This is a genomic window from Leclercia sp. M50, assembly GCF_037150775.1.
Lineage (GTDB): Bacteria > Pseudomonadota > Gammaproteobacteria > Enterobacterales > Enterobacteriaceae > Enterobacter.
On record NZ_JBBCPK010000020.1, the window covers coordinates 12,685 to 27,727 of the forward strand.

Below are 15,043 nucleotides of genomic sequence, written 5' to 3' on the forward strand. Positions count from 1 at the left end.
AGGTTTACAAGCATAAACCGAAACCACGCTGAACTAAACCCCTTTGGAGATGCCCCATGGCTCACCAGACTCGCTGGACAATGTCGCAAGTCACTGCATTATTTGAAAAACCCCTTCTTGAACTGCTGTTTGAAGCGCAGCAGATCCACCGTCAGCATTTCGATCCGCAGCAGATTCAGGTCAGTACGCTGCTGTCGATCAAGACCGGCGCCTGCCCGGAAGACTGTAAATACTGCCCGCAAAGTGCGCGCTACAAAACCGGCCTCGAATCCGAGCGGCTGATGGAGGTGGAGCAGGTGCTGGAGTCGGCGCGTCAGGCGAAAAACGCCGGGTCGACCCGCTTCTGCATGGGCGCGGCGTGGAAAAACCCGCACGAGCGCGACATGCCTTACCTCGAACAGATGGTACAGGGCGTTAAGGCGATGGGGCTGGAGGCCTGCATGACCCTCGGCACACTGGATGACAGCCAGGCGCAGCGCCTGGCCTCGGCGGGGCTCGATTATTACAACCACAACCTCGACACCTCCCCGGAGTTCTACGGCAATATCATCACCACCCGTACCTACCAGGAGCGGCTGGACACGCTGGATAAAGTGCGTGAGGCGGGCATTAAGGTCTGCTCGGGCGGCATCGTGGGGCTGGGCGAAACGGTCACCGATCGCGCCGGTCTGCTGTTGCAGTTGGCGAACCTGCCGACCCCGCCGGAAAGCGTGCCGATCAACATGCTGGTGAAGGTGAAGGGCACTCCGCTGGCCGATAACGACGACGTTGACGCCTTTGATTTCATCCGCACCATTGCGGTGGCGCGGGTGATGATGCCAACCTCTTATGTGCGCCTCTCGGCGGGCCGCGAGCAGATGAACGAGCAGACCCAGGCGATGTGCTTTATGGCCGGGGCCAACTCTATCTTCTACGGCTGCAAACTGCTCACCACCCCGAACCCGGAAGAGGACAAAGATGTCCAGCTGTTCCGCAAGCTGGGGCTTAATCCGCAGCAGACCGCGGTTCTCACCGGCGATAACGAACAGCAGCTCCAGCTGGAACAGCAGCTCTTCAACGCCGATACCGACCAGTTCTATAACGCGGCGACGCTATGACCTGGCAGCAACGTATTGATGCCGCCCTCGACGCCCGTCGGGCGGCAGAGGCGCTGCGCGTGCGCACCCCGGTGGAGAACGGCGCAGGCCGTTTTCTCACCTGCGACCAGCGGCGCTACTCTAATTTCTCCAGCAACGACTATCTCGGCCTGAGCCAGCATCCGGCCCTTATCCGCGCCTGGCAACAGGGGGCGGAGCAGTATGGCGTGGGCAGTGGCGGCTCCGGCCACGTCAGCGGCTATACCCGCGCGCATCAGGCGCTGGAGGAGCAGCTCGCCGACTGGCTCGGCTACCCCCGGGCGCTGCTGTTTATCTCCGGCTTTGCTGCCAATCAGGCGCTGATTGCTGCCCTGACCGGCAAGGACGATCGCATTGTGGCCGACCGCTTAAGCCACGCCTCCCTGCTGGAAGCGGCCAGTCACAGCCCGGCCCAGCTCCGGCGCTTCGCCCATAACGATGCCGCTCAGCTCGCTTCGCTGCTGGATAAACCCTGCGAGGGCCAGCAGCTGGTGGTGACCGAGGGGATCTTCAGCATGGATGGCGACAGCGCCCCGCTGGTCGATATCCATGCTGTGGCCCGGCGTCAGGGCAGCTGGCTGCTGGTGGACGATGCCCACGGCATTGGCGTCACCGGGCCAGAAGGGCGCGGCAGTGCGGCACATCTGGGCGTCAAACCCGAGCTGCTGGTGGTAACGTTTGGCAAAGGCGTTGGCATCAGCGGCGCAGCGGTACTGTGCAGCGACCCGGTGGCTGATTATCTGTTGCAGTTTGCCCGACATCTCATCTACAGCACCAGCATGCCCCCTGCCCAGGCGGTGGCGCTCCTGGCAGCCTTTAACCTTATTCGCAGCGACGAAGGGGAGGCGCGGCGGCAGCGGCTCTCGGCGCTTATCAGCCAGTTCCGCGCAGGCGTGAGCGGCCTTCCGCTTGAGATCACCGCCTCGCAAAGCGCCATTCAGCCGCTGATTGTGGGCGAAAACGCGCGCGCCCTGCATCTGGCGCAGATCCTCAGAGAGAAGGGGATCTGGGTGACGGCCATTCGTCCGCCCACCGTACCGGCGGGCACGGCGCGCTTACGCCTGACCCTGACGGCGGCCCATGAAGCGGCAGACATCACCGCGTTACTGGAGGCGCTGCATGTCGCAAGTGAATAAACAGGCCATTGCCGCCGCCTTTGGCCGGGCGGCGCAGAGCTATTCCCGCCACGACGCGCTCCAGCGGCAAAGTGCTGACGGGCTGCGGGCGCTGCTCGCAGAAAACACCTTCCCCAGCGTGCTGGACGCGGGCTGTGGCCCGGGCAGCAACAGCCTCGCCTGGCGCAGAAGTGGCAGCGTGGTGACGGCGATGGATCTCAGCGCCCCGATGCTGGAGGAAGCGCGCCGCAACCGGGCGGCCGACCACTATCTGCAGGCGGATATCGAAGCCATTCCGCTGGCGGATGCGCAGTTCAGCCTGGTCTGGAGCCATCTGGCGGTGCAGTGGTGCGCCAGCCTGCCGCAGGCGCTGACGGAGCTCTGTCGCGTGGCGAAGCCCGGAGGCAGGGTGGCCTTTACCACGCTGCTGAACGGCTCCCTGCCGGAGCTGAAGCAGGCCTGGCAGGCGGTAGATACGCAGCCGCACACCAACCGCTTTCTGAGCCGGGAAGAGGTAAACGATGCCCTCGATGGCTGGCGGCACCGCTGTGCGATCCAGACCATCACGCTGCACTTTGACGATGCGCTCAGCGCCATGCACTCCCTGAAGGGGATCGGCGCCACCCATCTGCACGCCGGGCGGGCCGCCAGGCCCTTAACCCGGGGACAGCTGCAGGATCTGGCGCAGGCCTGGCCGCAGCGTGATGGCAAATACCCGCTCTCTTATCAACTTTTTCATGGGATTATCGAACGTGACTGAACGCTATTTTGTCACCGGCACCGACACCGAGGTCGGAAAAACCGTCGCCAGCACCGCCCTGCTACAGGCGGCACGTGCGCTGGGCCGCAACACCGCCGGGTATAAGCCCGTGGCCTCGGGCAGCGAAATGACCGCGGAAGGGCTGCGTAACAGCGATGCGCTGGCGCTACAGCGCAACAGCAGCGTGGCGCTCAGCTATCAGGCGGTGAACCCTTACACCTTCGCGGAGCCCACCTCGCCGCATATCGTCAGCGCGGAAGAGCAACGACCCATCGAGTTCAGTGCGCTTTCAGCCGGGCTACGCGCGCTGGAAAGCCAGGCCGACTGGGTGCTGGTGGAAGGGGCGGGCGGCTGGTTTACGCCGCTCTCCCCGGAGCAGACCTTCGCCGACTGGGCGATCGCCGAGCGCCTGCCGGTGATCCTGGTGGTGGGGGTGAAGCTGGGCTGCATCAACCACGCCATGCTGACCGCCCAGGCGATCCGCCAGGCGGGGCTGCATGTTGCAGGCTGGATAGCCAATGGGGTGGTGGCCCCCGGCAAACGTCATGGCGAATACATGGCAACGCTGAAACGCGTACTGCCTGCACCGCTGCTGGGCGAAATCCCATGGCTTGGCGAGCAGGCCGACACGGCGGATATCGGGCGTTATCTCTCTCTCAGCGCACTGGCGCCGTCGGCCCCATCCAGTGGGCAATAAGCGGGTCATCCAGCTCGCTGACGCGGCCCTGGGCCACGTTTCGCCCGCGGTAAAGCAGGCAGAAGCGCTCCGCTACCCGGCGGATCAGCGACAGGTGCTGCTCGGCAAGCAGCACCGTTAGCCCCAGTTCGCGGTTAAACCTGAGTAGCAGCTGCGCCAGCCTGATGCTAAACAGCGGGCTGGCGCCACGGCTGGGCTCGTCAAGGATCAGCAGGCGAGGGCGGGTGACCAGCGCGTTCGCCAGTGCCAGCTGGTACTGCTGGTCGTCGTTCAGTCCTGACGCCCGCTGCTGACGTAGCGGGTAAAGCTCCGGAAAGAACTCAAAAATTTCGCTACTCACCGACCCGCCCACGCTCCCTTTTGCCATCCGCGCGATATGCAGGTTCTCTTCTACCGTCAGCTGGGAAAAAATCCGCCTCTCCTGTGGGACAAAGCCAATTTCTGCGCCCGGAAGCCACTCACAAGGGGAGGCTCCGGCGTCATGCCAGACCATCGTACCGCTGGCAATAGGCAGCAGGCCGGCGATGCAGTTTACGAGGGTGGTTTTCCCCATTCCGGGCAGTCCGACAACCCCGGTACAGACGCCGGGCGGCAGATCAAGGTCAACGTTCCACAGGGTGTGGCGATCCCCGTAATACTGATTAACGGCACGCAGGCTCAACATGGTGTTTCTCCTTAACAGGCATCGATGACCTCGGGTACAGTGCAAGACTCTTGCCATCGGCCTGAAAAGGAGGATTAAACCCCGTTTTTTCGGAATCCCCTCAGTAAACAGCGCAGGTAGCCAGGAAGCGTGCACTGCCCCGGTGCCCCAAAGGGTGAGCCTGGTGCAGCGACTATTTGAACAAAATGTGAGCAGCATCTCGTCAATTCGTTATCCAATTTTTGGCAACAGATCGCCAAAATTGGGCGATAAAAAATTTTTACCGTCGCGCTGTGGGTAAAAACCGGGAATTAGCCGAGTCACGCTCCGTATGGGCTGGAGGCAGTTATCCACTATTCCTGTGGATAACCATGTGCATTAGAGTTAGAAAACGCGAGGTAAGCGAGAGAATACGCGGCCTGCGCCTGAATTGCTGCGAAACGCGTCTTTTTGAAAATATTAAATTAAATCAATGCGTTAAATAAAATCAATCGTTGTCATTAAACGGTCACGATAATGCGCTTAAGTCCGGCGTCTCGCCTTGACAAATGTTAAAAAATAAAAAGTTCTGGGGATAACCGTGCGTTGATGGAATTTTATCCCGTCGCAGCCGAAATTTTGTGCAGCTTCGTTTGATTCTTACCCAGGGTGGCACAAAACGACGCGGTTGCCACTGGGTTTATGTCCAGTATAATTTACTGGCAAAAATAGCCATCAGGAGTAAAATTACTCACCTGCCGTATTAACCATCATCAGGTCGCCGTTCATGAGTAAACCGTTCAAACTGAATTCCGCTTTCCGTCCTTCCGGCGATCAGCCTGAAGCGATTCGCCGTCTGAAAGAGGGGCTGGAGGATGGACTCGCGCACCAGACGCTGCTGGGGGTGACCGGGTCGGGTAAAACCTTCACCGTTGCCAACGTGATCGCCGATCTCCAGCGCCCGACAATGGTGCTCGCCCCGAACAAAACCCTGGCGGCGCAGCTCTACGGCGAGATGAAAGAGTTCTTCCCGGAGAATGCGGTGGAGTACTTCGTGTCGTACTACGACTACTATCAGCCGGAAGCTTACGTTCCCAGCTCGGACACCTTTATCGAGAAAGATGCCTCGGTGAACGAGCATATCGAGCAGATGCGTCTCTCCGCAACCAAGGCGCTGCTTGAGCGCCGTGACGTGGTGGTGGTGGCCTCGGTGTCGGCCATCTACGGCCTCGGCGACCCGGATCTCTACCTGAAGATGATGCTGCACCTGACCGTGGGGATGATTATCGATCAGCGCGCCATTTTGCGTCGCCTGGCCGAGCTGCAGTACACCCGTAACGATCAGGCGTTCCAGCGCGGCACGTTCCGCGTGCGCGGCGAAGTGATCGACATCTTCCCGGCGGAGTCGGACGACTTCGCGCTGCGCGTCGAGCTTTTCGATGAAGAGGTGGAGCGGCTGTCGCTGTTCGACCCGCTGACCGGCCATGTGGAATCGACCATTCAGCGCTTCACGGTCTACCCGAAAACCCACTACGTCACCCCGCGCGAGCGCATCGTGCAGGCGATGGAGGACATCAAGGTTGAACTGGCGGATCGCCGCAGGGTGCTGTTGGAAAATAACAAGCTGCTGGAAGAGCAGCGTATCAGCCAGCGTACCCAGTTCGATCTCGAGATGATGAACGAGCTGGGCTACTGCTCCGGTATCGAAAACTACTCGCGCTATCTCTCTGGCCGTGGGCCGGGCGAAGCGCCGCCAACCCTGTTTGACTACCTGCCGGCGGATGGCCTGCTGGTGGTGGATGAATCCCACGTCACCATTCCGCAGATTGGCGGGATGTATCGTGGCGACCGGGCGCGTAAAGAGACGCTGGTGGAGTACGGCTTCCGTCTGCCGTCGGCGCTGGATAACCGTCCGATGAAGTTTGAAGAGTTCGAGGCGCTGGCGCCGCAAACCATCTACGTGTCGGCTACGCCAGGTAACTACGAGCTGGAGAAGTCGGGCGACGAAGTGGTGGATCAGGTGGTGCGTCCGACCGGCCTGCTGGACCCGATTATCGAAGTACGCCCGGTGGCCACCCAGGTAGATGACCTGCTCTCGGAGATCCGCGCCCGGTCGGCTATTAACGAGCGTGTGCTGGTGACGACCCTGACCAAGCGGATGGCGGAAGACCTGACCGAATACCTCGAAGAGCACGGTGAGAAGGTGCGCTATCTGCACTCGGATATCGACACCGTGGAGCGCATGGAGATTATCCGCGATCTGCGTCTTGGCGAGTTCGACGTGCTGGTGGGGATCAACCTGCTGCGTGAGGGGCTGGATATGCCAGAAGTGTCGCTGGTGGCGATTCTGGATGCCGATAAAGAGGGCTTCCTGCGTTCCGAGCGCTCGCTGATCCAGACCATTGGCCGTGCGGCACGAAACGTTAACGGCAAAGCGATTCTCTACGGGGATAAGATCACCCCGTCGATGGCGAAAGCGATCGGCGAAACCGAACGCCGTCGCGAGAAGCAGCAGCGCTATAACGAAGAGCACGGGATCGTTCCGCAGGGGCTCAACAAGAAGGTGGTGGATATCCTGCAGCTTGGACAGAATATCGCGAAAACCAAAACCAAGGGTCGCGGCAAGTCGCGCTCACCGGTTGAGGCCGATACCGTGGCACTGACGCCGAAAGCGCTGCAGCAGAAAATCCACGAGCTGGAAGGGCAGATGATGCAGCACGCACAGAACCTGGAGTTCGAAGAGGCCGCGCAGATCCGCGACCAGCTGCATCAGCTGCGGGATTTATTCATCGCCGCATCGTAGTTTGTACCCGGTGGCGCTTACCGGCTCAACAGCGGCACGCTGCCTGTAGGCCCGGTAAGCGAAGCGCCACCGGGCATTACAGGCCGCACAAGCTAACCCAACGCCTGAATCGCTCTCTCCAGCGCCACGCGGAGCAGATGCCGGTCGTGACGGTACTTGATGTCGCTTGCTTCGAGCGGCTCCTGCACCACCACCCGGCCCTCCATACCTGAGATATCCTCTTTCGGCCCGACCACTACCGCATCGACGATCTTTTTACCGACATACTGCTCCATCAGCACCAGCTTTGCGGCCAGCGAAAGCCCGGCGGCGGCCGGACTGAGTTCGCGACCAAGATTGCCGATATAGACCACCGGGGCGGGCGTGCGCCGCAGCGCCTGGGCCAGCTCTTTAATCAGCAGGAGCGGCATCAGGCTGGTGTAAAAACTGCCGGGGCCGATGAGGATCAGATCCGCTTCACCAATCGCTTCTACCGCTTCGCGGGTCGCCGGGACAGTGGGGTAGAGCATCAGCTCTTTCGGGGGCAGGGCAAGCTGATCGATATTCACTTCGCCATACACTTCATGGTCGTTGCAGTCGATTGCCATCAAATCAACCGGAAGCTCGGACATGGGGATGAGAAAGGCGTCCACTTTAAGCAGGTTGCGGATTAAATTGATCGCCTCCAGAGGCCGCACGCTGAGGTGATCCAGCGCCTTTAACATCAGATTTCCAAGGTTATGCCCGGAAAGCTCGCCATTACCGGCAAAACGATACTCAAACATGGCCGAAGCCACGCTCGGTTCCGTGATAAGCTGATTTAAACAGTTGCGCATGTCTCCCCAGGCGATACCGCCTTCGGAGCGGCGGATGCGCCCGGTTGAGCCGCCATTATCGGTGGTCGTGACGATCCCTGTCAGGCGGGAGCCGAGCGATGACAGGGAGGACATGACCCGGCCCAGTCCATGGCCTCCGCCGAGAGCGACCACCCGGTCAAGATCCGCAAAAGTGCGATTGCGCATAAAAATTCCTTATTAAGACCAACATGTAAACAGTAACGCAACTACTCCTAAATGACGATGCTGCGACCCGCGCAAAATGACGTATATCAATGCAAAAATGTGATAATGACGTATTCTGAACCGAAATTGCACGATTAGCTCGCTATATACATTTTTATATAGCGTAAGTCGACGATAGCGAAACTCGCTTTAACACGCTACTATCGACATAACCACGTTTTCATCATTGAAAACATACACTCTAGCCTTTGCGCCTGTGTCGACAGATATGGCGCTCTGGCCGTGGCGCTTTTGCCACCAGGGTACAGGAAGAAATGACTGTGCCTCCCGTATCAGGAAAGGTGTACATGGCTTCACAACTTACCGATGCATTCGCGCGTAAGTTTTTTTACCTGCGTTTGTCGATTACCGATGTGTGCAACTTCCGTTGCACCTACTGCCTGCCGGATGGCTATAAGCCTGGCAGCGTCACCAATAACGGCTTTCTCTCCGTGGATGAAGTGCGCCGCGTCACGCGCGCGTTTGCCGCCATGGGAACGGAGAAGGTCCGTCTTACCGGCGGCGAACCCTCGCTGCGCCGGGACTTCACCGATATTATCGCGGCGGTGCGTGAGAACGACGCCATCCGCCAGATTGCGGTCACCACCAATGGCTATCGTCTGGCGCGCGATGTCGCGCAGTGGCGCGACGCGGGGCTGACAGCCATCAACGTCAGCGTCGACAGCCTGGATGCCCGCCAGTTTCACGCCATCACCGGACAGGATAAATTCCACCAGGTGATGGAAGGTATCGACGCGGCCTTTGCGGCCGGCTTCGACAAGGTGAAGGTCAACACCGTGCTGATGCGCGATGTGAACCATCATCAGCTGGATACCTTCCTGGCGTGGATCAAGCCCCGCCGCATTCAGCTGCGCTTCATTGAGCTGATGGAAACCGGCGAGGGCAGCGACCTCTTCTCCCGTCATCACATCTCCGGCATGGTATTGCGCGATGAACTGCTCAAACGCGGCTGGATCCACCAGCTTCGCCAGCGTAGCGACGGCCCGGCGCAGGTCTTTTGCCACCCCGACTACGAAGGGGAGATTGGCCTTATCATGCCGTATGAAAAAGACTTCTGTGCCAGCTGTAACCGCCTGCGCGTCTCATCGGTGGGCAAGCTGCACCTCTGCCTGTTTGGCGATGGCGGCGTCGACCTGCGCGATCTGCTGGCCGATGATGCGCAGCAGGCGGCGCTGGAAGCACGCATTTCTGAGGCGCTGATGCACAAAAAACAGACCCACTTCCTGCATCAGGGCAACACCGGGATCACCCAGAACCTGTCATACATTGGCGGGTAATCGCTACAAGGAACCAGAAGATGAGTCAGGTAAGCGCTGAATTTATCCCGACGCGTATTGCTATTCTTACCGTTTCTGAACGCCGCGGCGAAGAGGATGACACCTCCGGCCACTGGCTGCGCGATGCGGCCCACGAGGCCGGGCATCAGATCGTCGACAAGGCCATCCTCAAAGAGAACCGCTACGCCATTCGCGCGGAAGTGTCGCGCTGGATCGCCAGCGATAACGTCCAGGTGGTGCTGATCACCGGCGGCACCGGTTTTACCGCAGGCGATCAGGCCCCGGAAGCGCTGCTGCCGCTTTTCGATCGCGAGATCGAAGGCTTCGGCGAGGTGTTCCGCATGCTCTCGTTTGAAGAGATTGGCACCTCGACCCTACAGTCGCGCGCTGTTGCAGGGATCGCCAACAACACGGTGATTTTTGCCATGCCAGGTTCCACCAAAGCGTGCCGCACCGCGTGGGAAAACATTATCGCCCCGCAGCTGGATGCCCGCACGCGTCCGTGTAATTTCCATCCACACCTGAAGAAATAAGCTATGTCGCAACTGACCCACATTAACGCCGCGGGCGAAGCCCATATGGTGGATGTCTCCGCCAAGGCCGAAACCGTGCGTGAAGCCCGCGCGGAAGCGTTCGTTACCATGCTCCCGGAGACGCTGGCGATGATTATCGACGGCAGCCACCACAAAGGGGACGTCTTCGCTACGGCGCGGATCGCCGGCATTCAGGCCGCCAAACGCACCTGGGATCTTATCCCGCTGTGCCATCCGCTGATGCTCAGCAAAGTGGAGGTCAACCTGCGGGCCGAACCGGAGCAGAACCGGGTGCGCATCGAATCATTGTGCCGCCTGACCGGGAAAACCGGCGTGGAGATGGAAGCCTTAACTGCCGCCTCCGTGGCGGCATTAACCATCTATGACATGTGCAAAGCGGTACAGAAAGACATGGTTATCGGTCCGGTTCGCCTGCTGGCGAAAAGCGGGGGGAAATCGGGTGATTTCAGGGCACAAGAGCATGATTAAAGTACTGTTTTTTGCGCAGGTGCGCGAGCTGGTGAATACCGACAGCCTGACGCTGGATATAGAGGTGGAAAACGTCGAAGCGCTGCGGGCGCATCTGGCGGCGCAAAGCGACCGCTGGGCGCTGGCGCTGGACGCGAGCAAACTGCTGGCGGCGGTAAACCAGACGCTGGTGGAGTTCACGCATCCGGTCAAACCGGGCGATGAGGTGGCCTTCTTCCCACCGGTGACCGGGGGCTGAGATGAGTGACACCAAAATCCTGGTCGAACAGGCGCGTTTTAACGTCGGCACGGAGTATAACTGGCTTGCTGAGCGTGACGAAGATGGCGCGGTGGTAACCTTCACCGGCAAGGTGCGTAACCATAATCTCGGCGACAGCGTAAAAGCGCTGACCCTTGAGCACTATCCCGGCATGACGGAAAAAGCGCTGGCGGAGATCGTTGAACAGGCGCGTCAGCGCTGGCCGCTCGGTCGCATCACCGTGATCCACCGCATCGGTGAGATGTGGCCGGGGGAGGAGATCGTCTTTGTCGGCGTCACCAGCGCCCATCGCGGCAGCGCCTTTGCGGCGGGTGAGTTTATTATGGATTACCTGAAAACCCGCGCCCCGTTCTGGAAGCGCGAAGCGACCCCGGAGGGCGATCGCTGGGTCGAGTCCCGCGACAGCGACAAGGAAGCCGCCAACCGCTGGTAGCCGGATTGCCGGGATGTGTTAGGCTTTAACAGTGTGTCCACTTAAAAAGGAGTATGTTATGGACAGATTTCCCCGTTCCGATTCCATCGTGCAGCAGAGCCGTACCGGGCTGCAAACCTATATGGCCCAGGTCTATGGCTGGATGACCTGCGGCCTGCTGCTCACCGCGTTTGTCGCGTGGTTTTCCGCCAATACCCCTGCGGTGATGATGTTTGTCTTCTCCAGCAAAATCACCTTCTTTGGCCTGATCATCGCCCAGCTGGCGCTGGTGTTTGTCCTCTCCGGGCTGGTGCATAAGCTCAGCGCAGGGATGGCCACCACGCTGTTTATGCTCTATTCGGCGCTGACCGGCCTGACGCTCTCCAGTATTTTCCTCGTCTACACCTACTCCTCCATCGCCAGCACCTTTGTGGTGGCCGGCGGGATGTTTGGCGCGATGAGTCTCTACGGCTACACCACCAAACGCGACCTGAGCGGCTTTGGCAACATGCTGTTTATGGCGCTGATTGGTATCGTGCTGGCGTCGCTGGTGAACTTCTGGCTGAAGAGTGAAGCGCTGATGTGGGCGGTGACCTATATCGGGGTGATTGTCTTTGTCGGGCTGACGGCGTATGACACCCAGAAGCTGAAAAACATTGGCGAGCAGATTGACGTGCGCGACATCTCTAATCTGCGTAAATACTCCATTCTGGGGGCGCTGACGCTCTATCTGGACTTCATCAACCTGTTCCTGATGCTGCTGCGCATCTTCGGCAACCGTCGTTAAGTAATATGCCCGGCGGCGCTGTGCTTGCCGGGCCTACAACACCGTAGGCCGGGTAAGCGCAGCGCCACCCGGCCAGTCCCGCCACTACTTCGCCATCTGTTGTTCGTTTTTGGCCCGCAACTTCTTCGCCCGGCTCTCCAGCACCAGATAACAGACCGTCGCCAGCCCCAGAGGCAGGAAATAGTAGAGCATACGATAGGCCAGCAGGGCGGCGATGATGGTACCGTGAGAGACATGTTCCCCCGCTAACAGGGCGATAAACACCGCTTCCAGCACCCCAATCCCGGCCGGGATATGGACAATCACCCCGGCGATACTGCTCACCAGCAGCACGCCCAGCACAAAGAAGTAGTTGATATCTTCACCCATCAGCAGCCAGATAATGGCCCCCATCGCCATCCAGTTGGCGGCGGAAATGCCCATCTGCGCCAGGGCAAAGCGCCAGGAGGGGAGCACCAGCTTTTGATTTTTGATGGTTACATGGCGCCGCTTAGCGAACGCGCAGGCCCACAGATAGAACCCAATCACCAGCAGCAGCACGATGCCAATAATGCGCAGCGTCGACTGATCGATATACCAGTGAGCGGGCAACTGCACCACGCCCGCGGTGAAGATTACCCCGCCCAGCAGGACGTAACCCAGCCAGTTGGTGGTAATACTCAGGGAGAAGATACGGGTGATGGTGCTGCTGGGTAGCCCCAGGCGGGAGTAAAGGCGGTAGCGCATGCCGATGCCGCCCACCCAGGTGCTCAGGGTCAGGTTAAAGGCGTAGCAGATAAACGACACCAGCATGACCTGGCGCTTGGCCAGCTTATGCCCGCAGTAGACTCGCCCCAGCAGGTCGTAACAGCCATACAGCAGGAAGCTCAGTATCACCAGCGCCACGGCGCCCATCAGCGATACACGGTCGTAGTCGCGGATGACCTTCCACACCTCGCCCCAGTCGACCTTTTTGGCGTAAATGACCAGCAGCACTGCAACGGCTATAAAAAATACCCAGGTGAGGATCTTTTTTGCCAGACGCCAGCGCGAATGTTTTTTGCTCATCAGGGTTTTACCCCCGTGTTGCTCGCCTCAACGCGATCCTGAGTCTCCATCTCGGGTTGTACCGGCGGGGGGACCTGCGCCAGTTTAGGCGTATCCGCAGGCAACCAGCCGACCAGCGCCGGGAAATGGCGCAGGAAGTGGAACACCACCACGCTTTTGCCCAGATTCCACCAGGTGCGTTTCGGCACCATCGACTCATCCACCCGGACGCAATCCTCGGCGATGATGGCGGTGAGATTGTCACGCAGGGTCTGGTTAAACTCGCGATCGTGAATAATCAGGTTGGCCTCCAGATTCAGCGACAGGCTAAGGGGATCGAGGTTGCTGGAGCCGACAGTTACCCAGTGATCGTCCATCAGCGCGACCTTGCCGTGCAGCGGGCGACGGCGGTATTCGTAAATCTCGACGCCGCCTTTCACCAGATAGTTGTAGAGCAGGCGGGCGCCCACGGTCACAATGGGCATATCCGGCTCGCCCTGCACAATCAGCTTAACCCGCACGCCGCGCCGGGCTGCGTTACGCATGGCGTGCAGCAGGCGATACCCAGGGAAGAAGTAGGCGTTGGCGATAATCACCTCCCGACGGGCGTTGGTCAGCATCTTCAGATAGTGCCGCTCAATATCGTCCCGGTGCTCTTCGTTATCGCGCCAGACAAACAGCGCCTGCGCTTCGCCCGGTTTGGTATTCTCTTCGGCGCGATGACGCCGCTTCCACCAGCGACGCACTGCGGCTTTGCCGGGGAGATTTTCCACGACAAACTGCAAAATATCCTGTACCACCGGGCCTTCCACCTGAACGGCATAATCCTGTTTGGCTTCAGGACCGTAGTCCGACATATGTTCCGCGGAATAGTTAATCCCGCCCACAAAGGCCACCTGATCGTCCACCACCACAATTTTACGGTGCATGCGGCGGAAGATGTTGGTACGCATACCCAGCAGAGGCGGGCGTGGATCGTAGTAGCGGAATACCACCCCTGCTGAGGTGAGTTCCCCCACGAATTCATCGCTGAGGTCGGGGGGGCCGTAGCCGTCCAGCAGCACTTCGATATGCACCCCGCGCTGGGCCGCCCGCAGGATCACCGAATGCAGTTTTCGCCCCACGTTGTCTTCAAACCAGATAAAGGTTTCAAGCAGTACCCGGCTTTGCGCTTTCTCGATGGCGGCAAATACCGCCGGGTAATATTGATCGCCATTTTCCAGCAGCTTTATCCGGTTGCCGCTTTGCCATGAACATTTCATAGATGAATCTCCGCACTTAACGGCGCATGGTCGGAAAGGTGACGCCAGTTGCTCAGGGCCAGCGCGGTGGGGCTGCTGGCGTGAGCGTTTTTGACGTAAATCCTGTCCAGACGCAGCAGCGGGAATCTCACCGGGAAGGTACGGGCGGGCCTGCCGTGGGCGAGGGTGAAGATTTCTTCTAACCCGGCCCCCGTTTTCAGCGGATGGTTGGCGCGCTGGCGCCAGTCGTTAAAATCTCCGGCGACCACCACCGGTTCGCCTTCCGGCAGGCCGTTGACCCACTCGGTCATCATCTGCAGCTGCGCCTGGCGGTGCGCTTCGCGCAGGCCAAGGTGGACCGAGGCCACATGGAGCGATCTGCTCAGCTCCGGGATCGCGACACGGCAGTAAAGCAGCCCACGTTTTTCACTCTCGCCCACCGAGACATCGTGATTTTCATAGTGTTCGATAGGGTAGCGGGAGAGAATGGCATTGCCGTGATGCCCCTCGGGATAGACGGCATTACGCCCGTAAGCGTAGTCGCTCCACATGGTGTCGGCGAGAAATTCGTAGTGGCTGGTATCGGGCCAGTTTTCCACATGCAAAGGATGAACTTCATGCGCGCCCATCACCTCCTGCAGGCAGACGATATCCGCGCTGACGGTGCGTACAGCGTCACGCAGTTCGGGCAGAATGAAACGGCGGTTAAAAGCCGCGAATCCTTTATGAATATTGATTGTTAACACTTTAAGCGAAAAATGCCGGGTTTGTTGGGCCATACACTCCTTCCCGCGTCACTATCCTGATGAAAATAAAGTGTAGTCGTCGTCACAAAAAGGTGCTGTG

Annotated in this window: 16 protein-coding genes and 1 riboswitch; of the genes, 11 read left to right on the plus strand and 5 right to left on the minus strand. The window is 59.5% G+C overall.

What is annotated here, in order from left to right:
* The first annotated feature begins 56 nt into the window (after window positions 1-56).
* From bioB to bioD, 4 genes are read left to right on the plus strand one after another with little or no spacing between them, the layout of a single operon-like run.
* Complete coding sequence (gene bioB / locus WFM46_RS07065; RefSeq protein WP_180210439.1) at window positions 57-1,097, plus strand: biotin synthase BioB; 1,041 nt, start codon at window positions 57-59, stop codon at window positions 1,095-1,097.
* The gene (gene bioF / locus WFM46_RS07070) at window positions 1,094-2,251 is read left to right on the plus strand and encodes an 8-amino-7-oxononanoate synthase (protein ID WP_336997313.1); all 1,158 of its coding nucleotides are present in this window, start codon (window positions 1,094-1,096) and stop codon (window positions 2,249-2,251) included. The genes bioB and bioF overlap by 4 nt, the downstream gene beginning before the upstream one ends.
* Window positions 2,235-2,990 carry a malonyl-ACP O-methyltransferase BioC gene (gene bioC, locus WFM46_RS07075; protein WP_336997314.1) on the plus strand — a complete coding sequence of 252 codons (756 nt, stop codon included), beginning with the start codon at window positions 2,235-2,237 and terminating at the stop codon, window positions 2,988-2,990. The genes bioF and bioC overlap by 17 nt, the downstream gene beginning before the upstream one ends.
* The gene (gene bioD / locus WFM46_RS07080) at window positions 2,983-3,687 is read left to right on the plus strand and encodes a dethiobiotin synthase (RefSeq protein ID WP_168192008.1); all 705 of its coding nucleotides are present in this window, start codon (window positions 2,983-2,985) and stop codon (window positions 3,685-3,687) included. The genes bioC and bioD overlap by 8 nt, the downstream gene beginning before the upstream one ends.
* On the opposite strand, the gene WFM46_RS07085 is transcribed toward bioD, so the two are convergent.
* Window positions 3,647-4,351 carry an ABC transporter ATP-binding protein gene (locus WFM46_RS07085; RefSeq protein ID WP_103178761.1) on the minus strand — a complete coding sequence of 235 codons (705 nt, stop codon included), beginning with the start codon at window positions 4,349-4,351 and terminating at the stop codon, window positions 3,647-3,649. The genes bioD and WFM46_RS07085 overlap by 41 nt on opposite strands.
* Before the next feature lie 745 nt (window positions 4,352-5,096).
* On the opposite strand from WFM46_RS07085, the gene uvrB reads away from it, so the two are divergent.
* Complete coding sequence (gene uvrB, locus WFM46_RS07090) at window positions 5,097-7,112, plus strand: excinuclease ABC subunit UvrB (protein ID WP_103178762.1); 2,016 nt, start codon at window positions 5,097-5,099, stop codon at window positions 7,110-7,112.
* Between the two features lie 92 nt (window positions 7,113-7,204).
* On the opposite strand, the gene yvcK is transcribed toward uvrB, so the two are convergent.
* On the minus strand, window positions 7,205-8,113 hold the full coding sequence (gene yvcK, locus WFM46_RS07095; protein ID WP_336997315.1) for a uridine diphosphate-N-acetylglucosamine-binding protein YvcK: 909 nt from the start codon (window positions 8,111-8,113) through the stop codon (window positions 7,205-7,207).
* Between the two features lie 225 nt (window positions 8,114-8,338).
* Window positions 8,339-8,473: riboswitch (molybdenum cofactor riboswitch) on the plus strand.
* On the opposite strand from yvcK, the gene moaA reads away from it, so the two are divergent.
* The 6 genes from moaA (at window position 8,461) to WFM46_RS07125 (ending at window position 11,930) form a co-directional block, all read left to right on the plus strand.
* Window positions 8,461-9,450 carry a GTP 3',8-cyclase MoaA gene (gene moaA / locus WFM46_RS07100; RefSeq protein WP_114387623.1) on the plus strand — a complete coding sequence of 330 codons (990 nt, stop codon included), beginning with the start codon at window positions 8,461-8,463 and terminating at the stop codon, window positions 9,448-9,450. It overlaps the preceding riboswitch by 13 nt.
* A 20-nt stretch (window positions 9,451-9,470) precedes the next feature.
* Window positions 9,471-9,983, plus strand: a complete 513-nt coding sequence (gene moaB / locus WFM46_RS07105; RefSeq protein ID WP_336997316.1) for a molybdenum cofactor biosynthesis protein B — start codon at window positions 9,471-9,473, stop codon at window positions 9,981-9,983.
* A 3-nt stretch (window positions 9,984-9,986) separates the two neighbouring features.
* Window positions 9,987-10,472 (plus strand): cyclic pyranopterin monophosphate synthase MoaC, encoded by a 486-nt coding sequence (gene moaC, locus WFM46_RS07110; protein ID WP_336997317.1) that lies wholly within the window; start codon window positions 9,987-9,989, stop codon window positions 10,470-10,472.
* The gene (gene moaD / locus WFM46_RS07115) at window positions 10,465-10,710 is read left to right on the plus strand and encodes a molybdopterin synthase sulfur carrier subunit (protein ID WP_103178767.1); all 246 of its coding nucleotides are present in this window, start codon (window positions 10,465-10,467) and stop codon (window positions 10,708-10,710) included. The genes moaC and moaD overlap by 8 nt, the downstream gene beginning before the upstream one ends.
* Window position 10,711: 1 nt before the next feature.
* The gene (gene moaE / locus WFM46_RS07120) at window positions 10,712-11,164 is read left to right on the plus strand and encodes a molybdopterin synthase catalytic subunit MoaE (RefSeq protein ID WP_336997318.1); all 453 of its coding nucleotides are present in this window, start codon (window positions 10,712-10,714) and stop codon (window positions 11,162-11,164) included.
* 58 nt (window positions 11,165-11,222) lie between these two features.
* Window positions 11,223-11,930: a Bax inhibitor-1/YccA family protein gene (locus WFM46_RS07125; RefSeq protein ID WP_336997319.1), complete on the plus strand. Its 708-nt coding sequence runs from the start codon at window positions 11,223-11,225 to the stop codon at window positions 11,928-11,930.
* 84 nt (window positions 11,931-12,014) lie between these two features.
* Here WFM46_RS07125 and WFM46_RS07130 read toward each other — a convergent pair whose 3' ends face one another.
* The 3 genes from WFM46_RS07130 to WFM46_RS07140 are packed head-to-tail and all read right to left on the minus strand — an operon-like array spanning window position 12,015 to window position 14,976.
* Entirely contained in the window at window positions 12,015-12,977 is a 963-nt protein-coding gene (locus WFM46_RS07130; RefSeq protein ID WP_336997320.1) for a YbhN family protein, read from the minus strand.
* Complete coding sequence (gene clsB / locus WFM46_RS07135) at window positions 12,977-14,218, minus strand: cardiolipin synthase ClsB (RefSeq protein ID WP_336997321.1); 1,242 nt, start codon at window positions 14,216-14,218, stop codon at window positions 12,977-12,979. Before clsB ends, WFM46_RS07130 begins: the two co-directional genes overlap by 1 nt.
* Window positions 14,215-14,976, minus strand: coding sequence for an endonuclease/exonuclease/phosphatase family protein (locus WFM46_RS07140; protein WP_103178772.1), 762 nt, complete (start codon window positions 14,974-14,976; stop codon window positions 14,215-14,217). Before WFM46_RS07140 ends, clsB begins: the two co-directional genes overlap by 4 nt.
* Window positions 14,977-15,043 lie beyond the last annotated feature (67 nt).

Excerpts from the sequence above, each read along its gene's own strand:
- moaD (WP_103178767.1), top strand. The coding sequence starts at position 10,465 with ATGATTAAAGTACTGTTTTTTGCGCAGGTGCGCGAGCTGGTGAATACC.
- clsB (WP_336997321.1), bottom strand. The coding sequence starts at position 14,218 with ATGAAATGTTCATGGCAAAGCGGCAACCGGATAAAGCTGCTGGAAAAT.
- WFM46_RS07130 (WP_336997320.1), bottom strand. The coding sequence starts at position 12,977 with ATGAGCAAAAAACATTCGCGCTGGCGTCTGGCAAAAAAGATCCTCACC.
- uvrB (WP_103178762.1), top strand. The coding sequence starts at position 5,097 with ATGAGTAAACCGTTCAAACTGAATTCCGCTTTCCGTCCTTCCGGCGAT.
- bioF (WP_336997313.1), top strand. The coding sequence starts at position 1,094 with ATGACCTGGCAGCAACGTATTGATGCCGCCCTCGACGCCCGTCGGGCG.
- WFM46_RS07085 (WP_103178761.1), bottom strand. The coding sequence starts at position 4,351 with ATGTTGAGCCTGCGTGCCGTTAATCAGTATTACGGGGATCGCCACACC.
- bioC (WP_336997314.1), top strand. The coding sequence starts at position 2,235 with ATGTCGCAAGTGAATAAACAGGCCATTGCCGCCGCCTTTGGCCGGGCG.
- WFM46_RS07140 (WP_103178772.1), bottom strand. The coding sequence starts at position 14,976 with ATGGCCCAACAAACCCGGCATTTTTCGCTTAAAGTGTTAACAATCAAT.
- bioB (WP_180210439.1), top strand. The coding sequence starts at position 57 with ATGGCTCACCAGACTCGCTGGACAATGTCGCAAGTCACTGCATTATTT.
- moaA (WP_114387623.1), top strand. The coding sequence starts at position 8,461 with ATGGCTTCACAACTTACCGATGCATTCGCGCGTAAGTTTTTTTACCTG.
- moaB (WP_336997316.1), top strand. The coding sequence starts at position 9,471 with ATGAGTCAGGTAAGCGCTGAATTTATCCCGACGCGTATTGCTATTCTT.
- moaE (WP_336997318.1), top strand. The coding sequence starts at position 10,712 with ATGAGTGACACCAAAATCCTGGTCGAACAGGCGCGTTTTAACGTCGGC.
- moaC (WP_336997317.1), top strand. The coding sequence starts at position 9,987 with ATGTCGCAACTGACCCACATTAACGCCGCGGGCGAAGCCCATATGGTG.
- yvcK (WP_336997315.1), bottom strand. The coding sequence starts at position 8,113 with ATGCGCAATCGCACTTTTGCGGATCTTGACCGGGTGGTCGCTCTCGGC.
- WFM46_RS07125 (WP_336997319.1), top strand. The coding sequence starts at position 11,223 with ATGGACAGATTTCCCCGTTCCGATTCCATCGTGCAGCAGAGCCGTACC.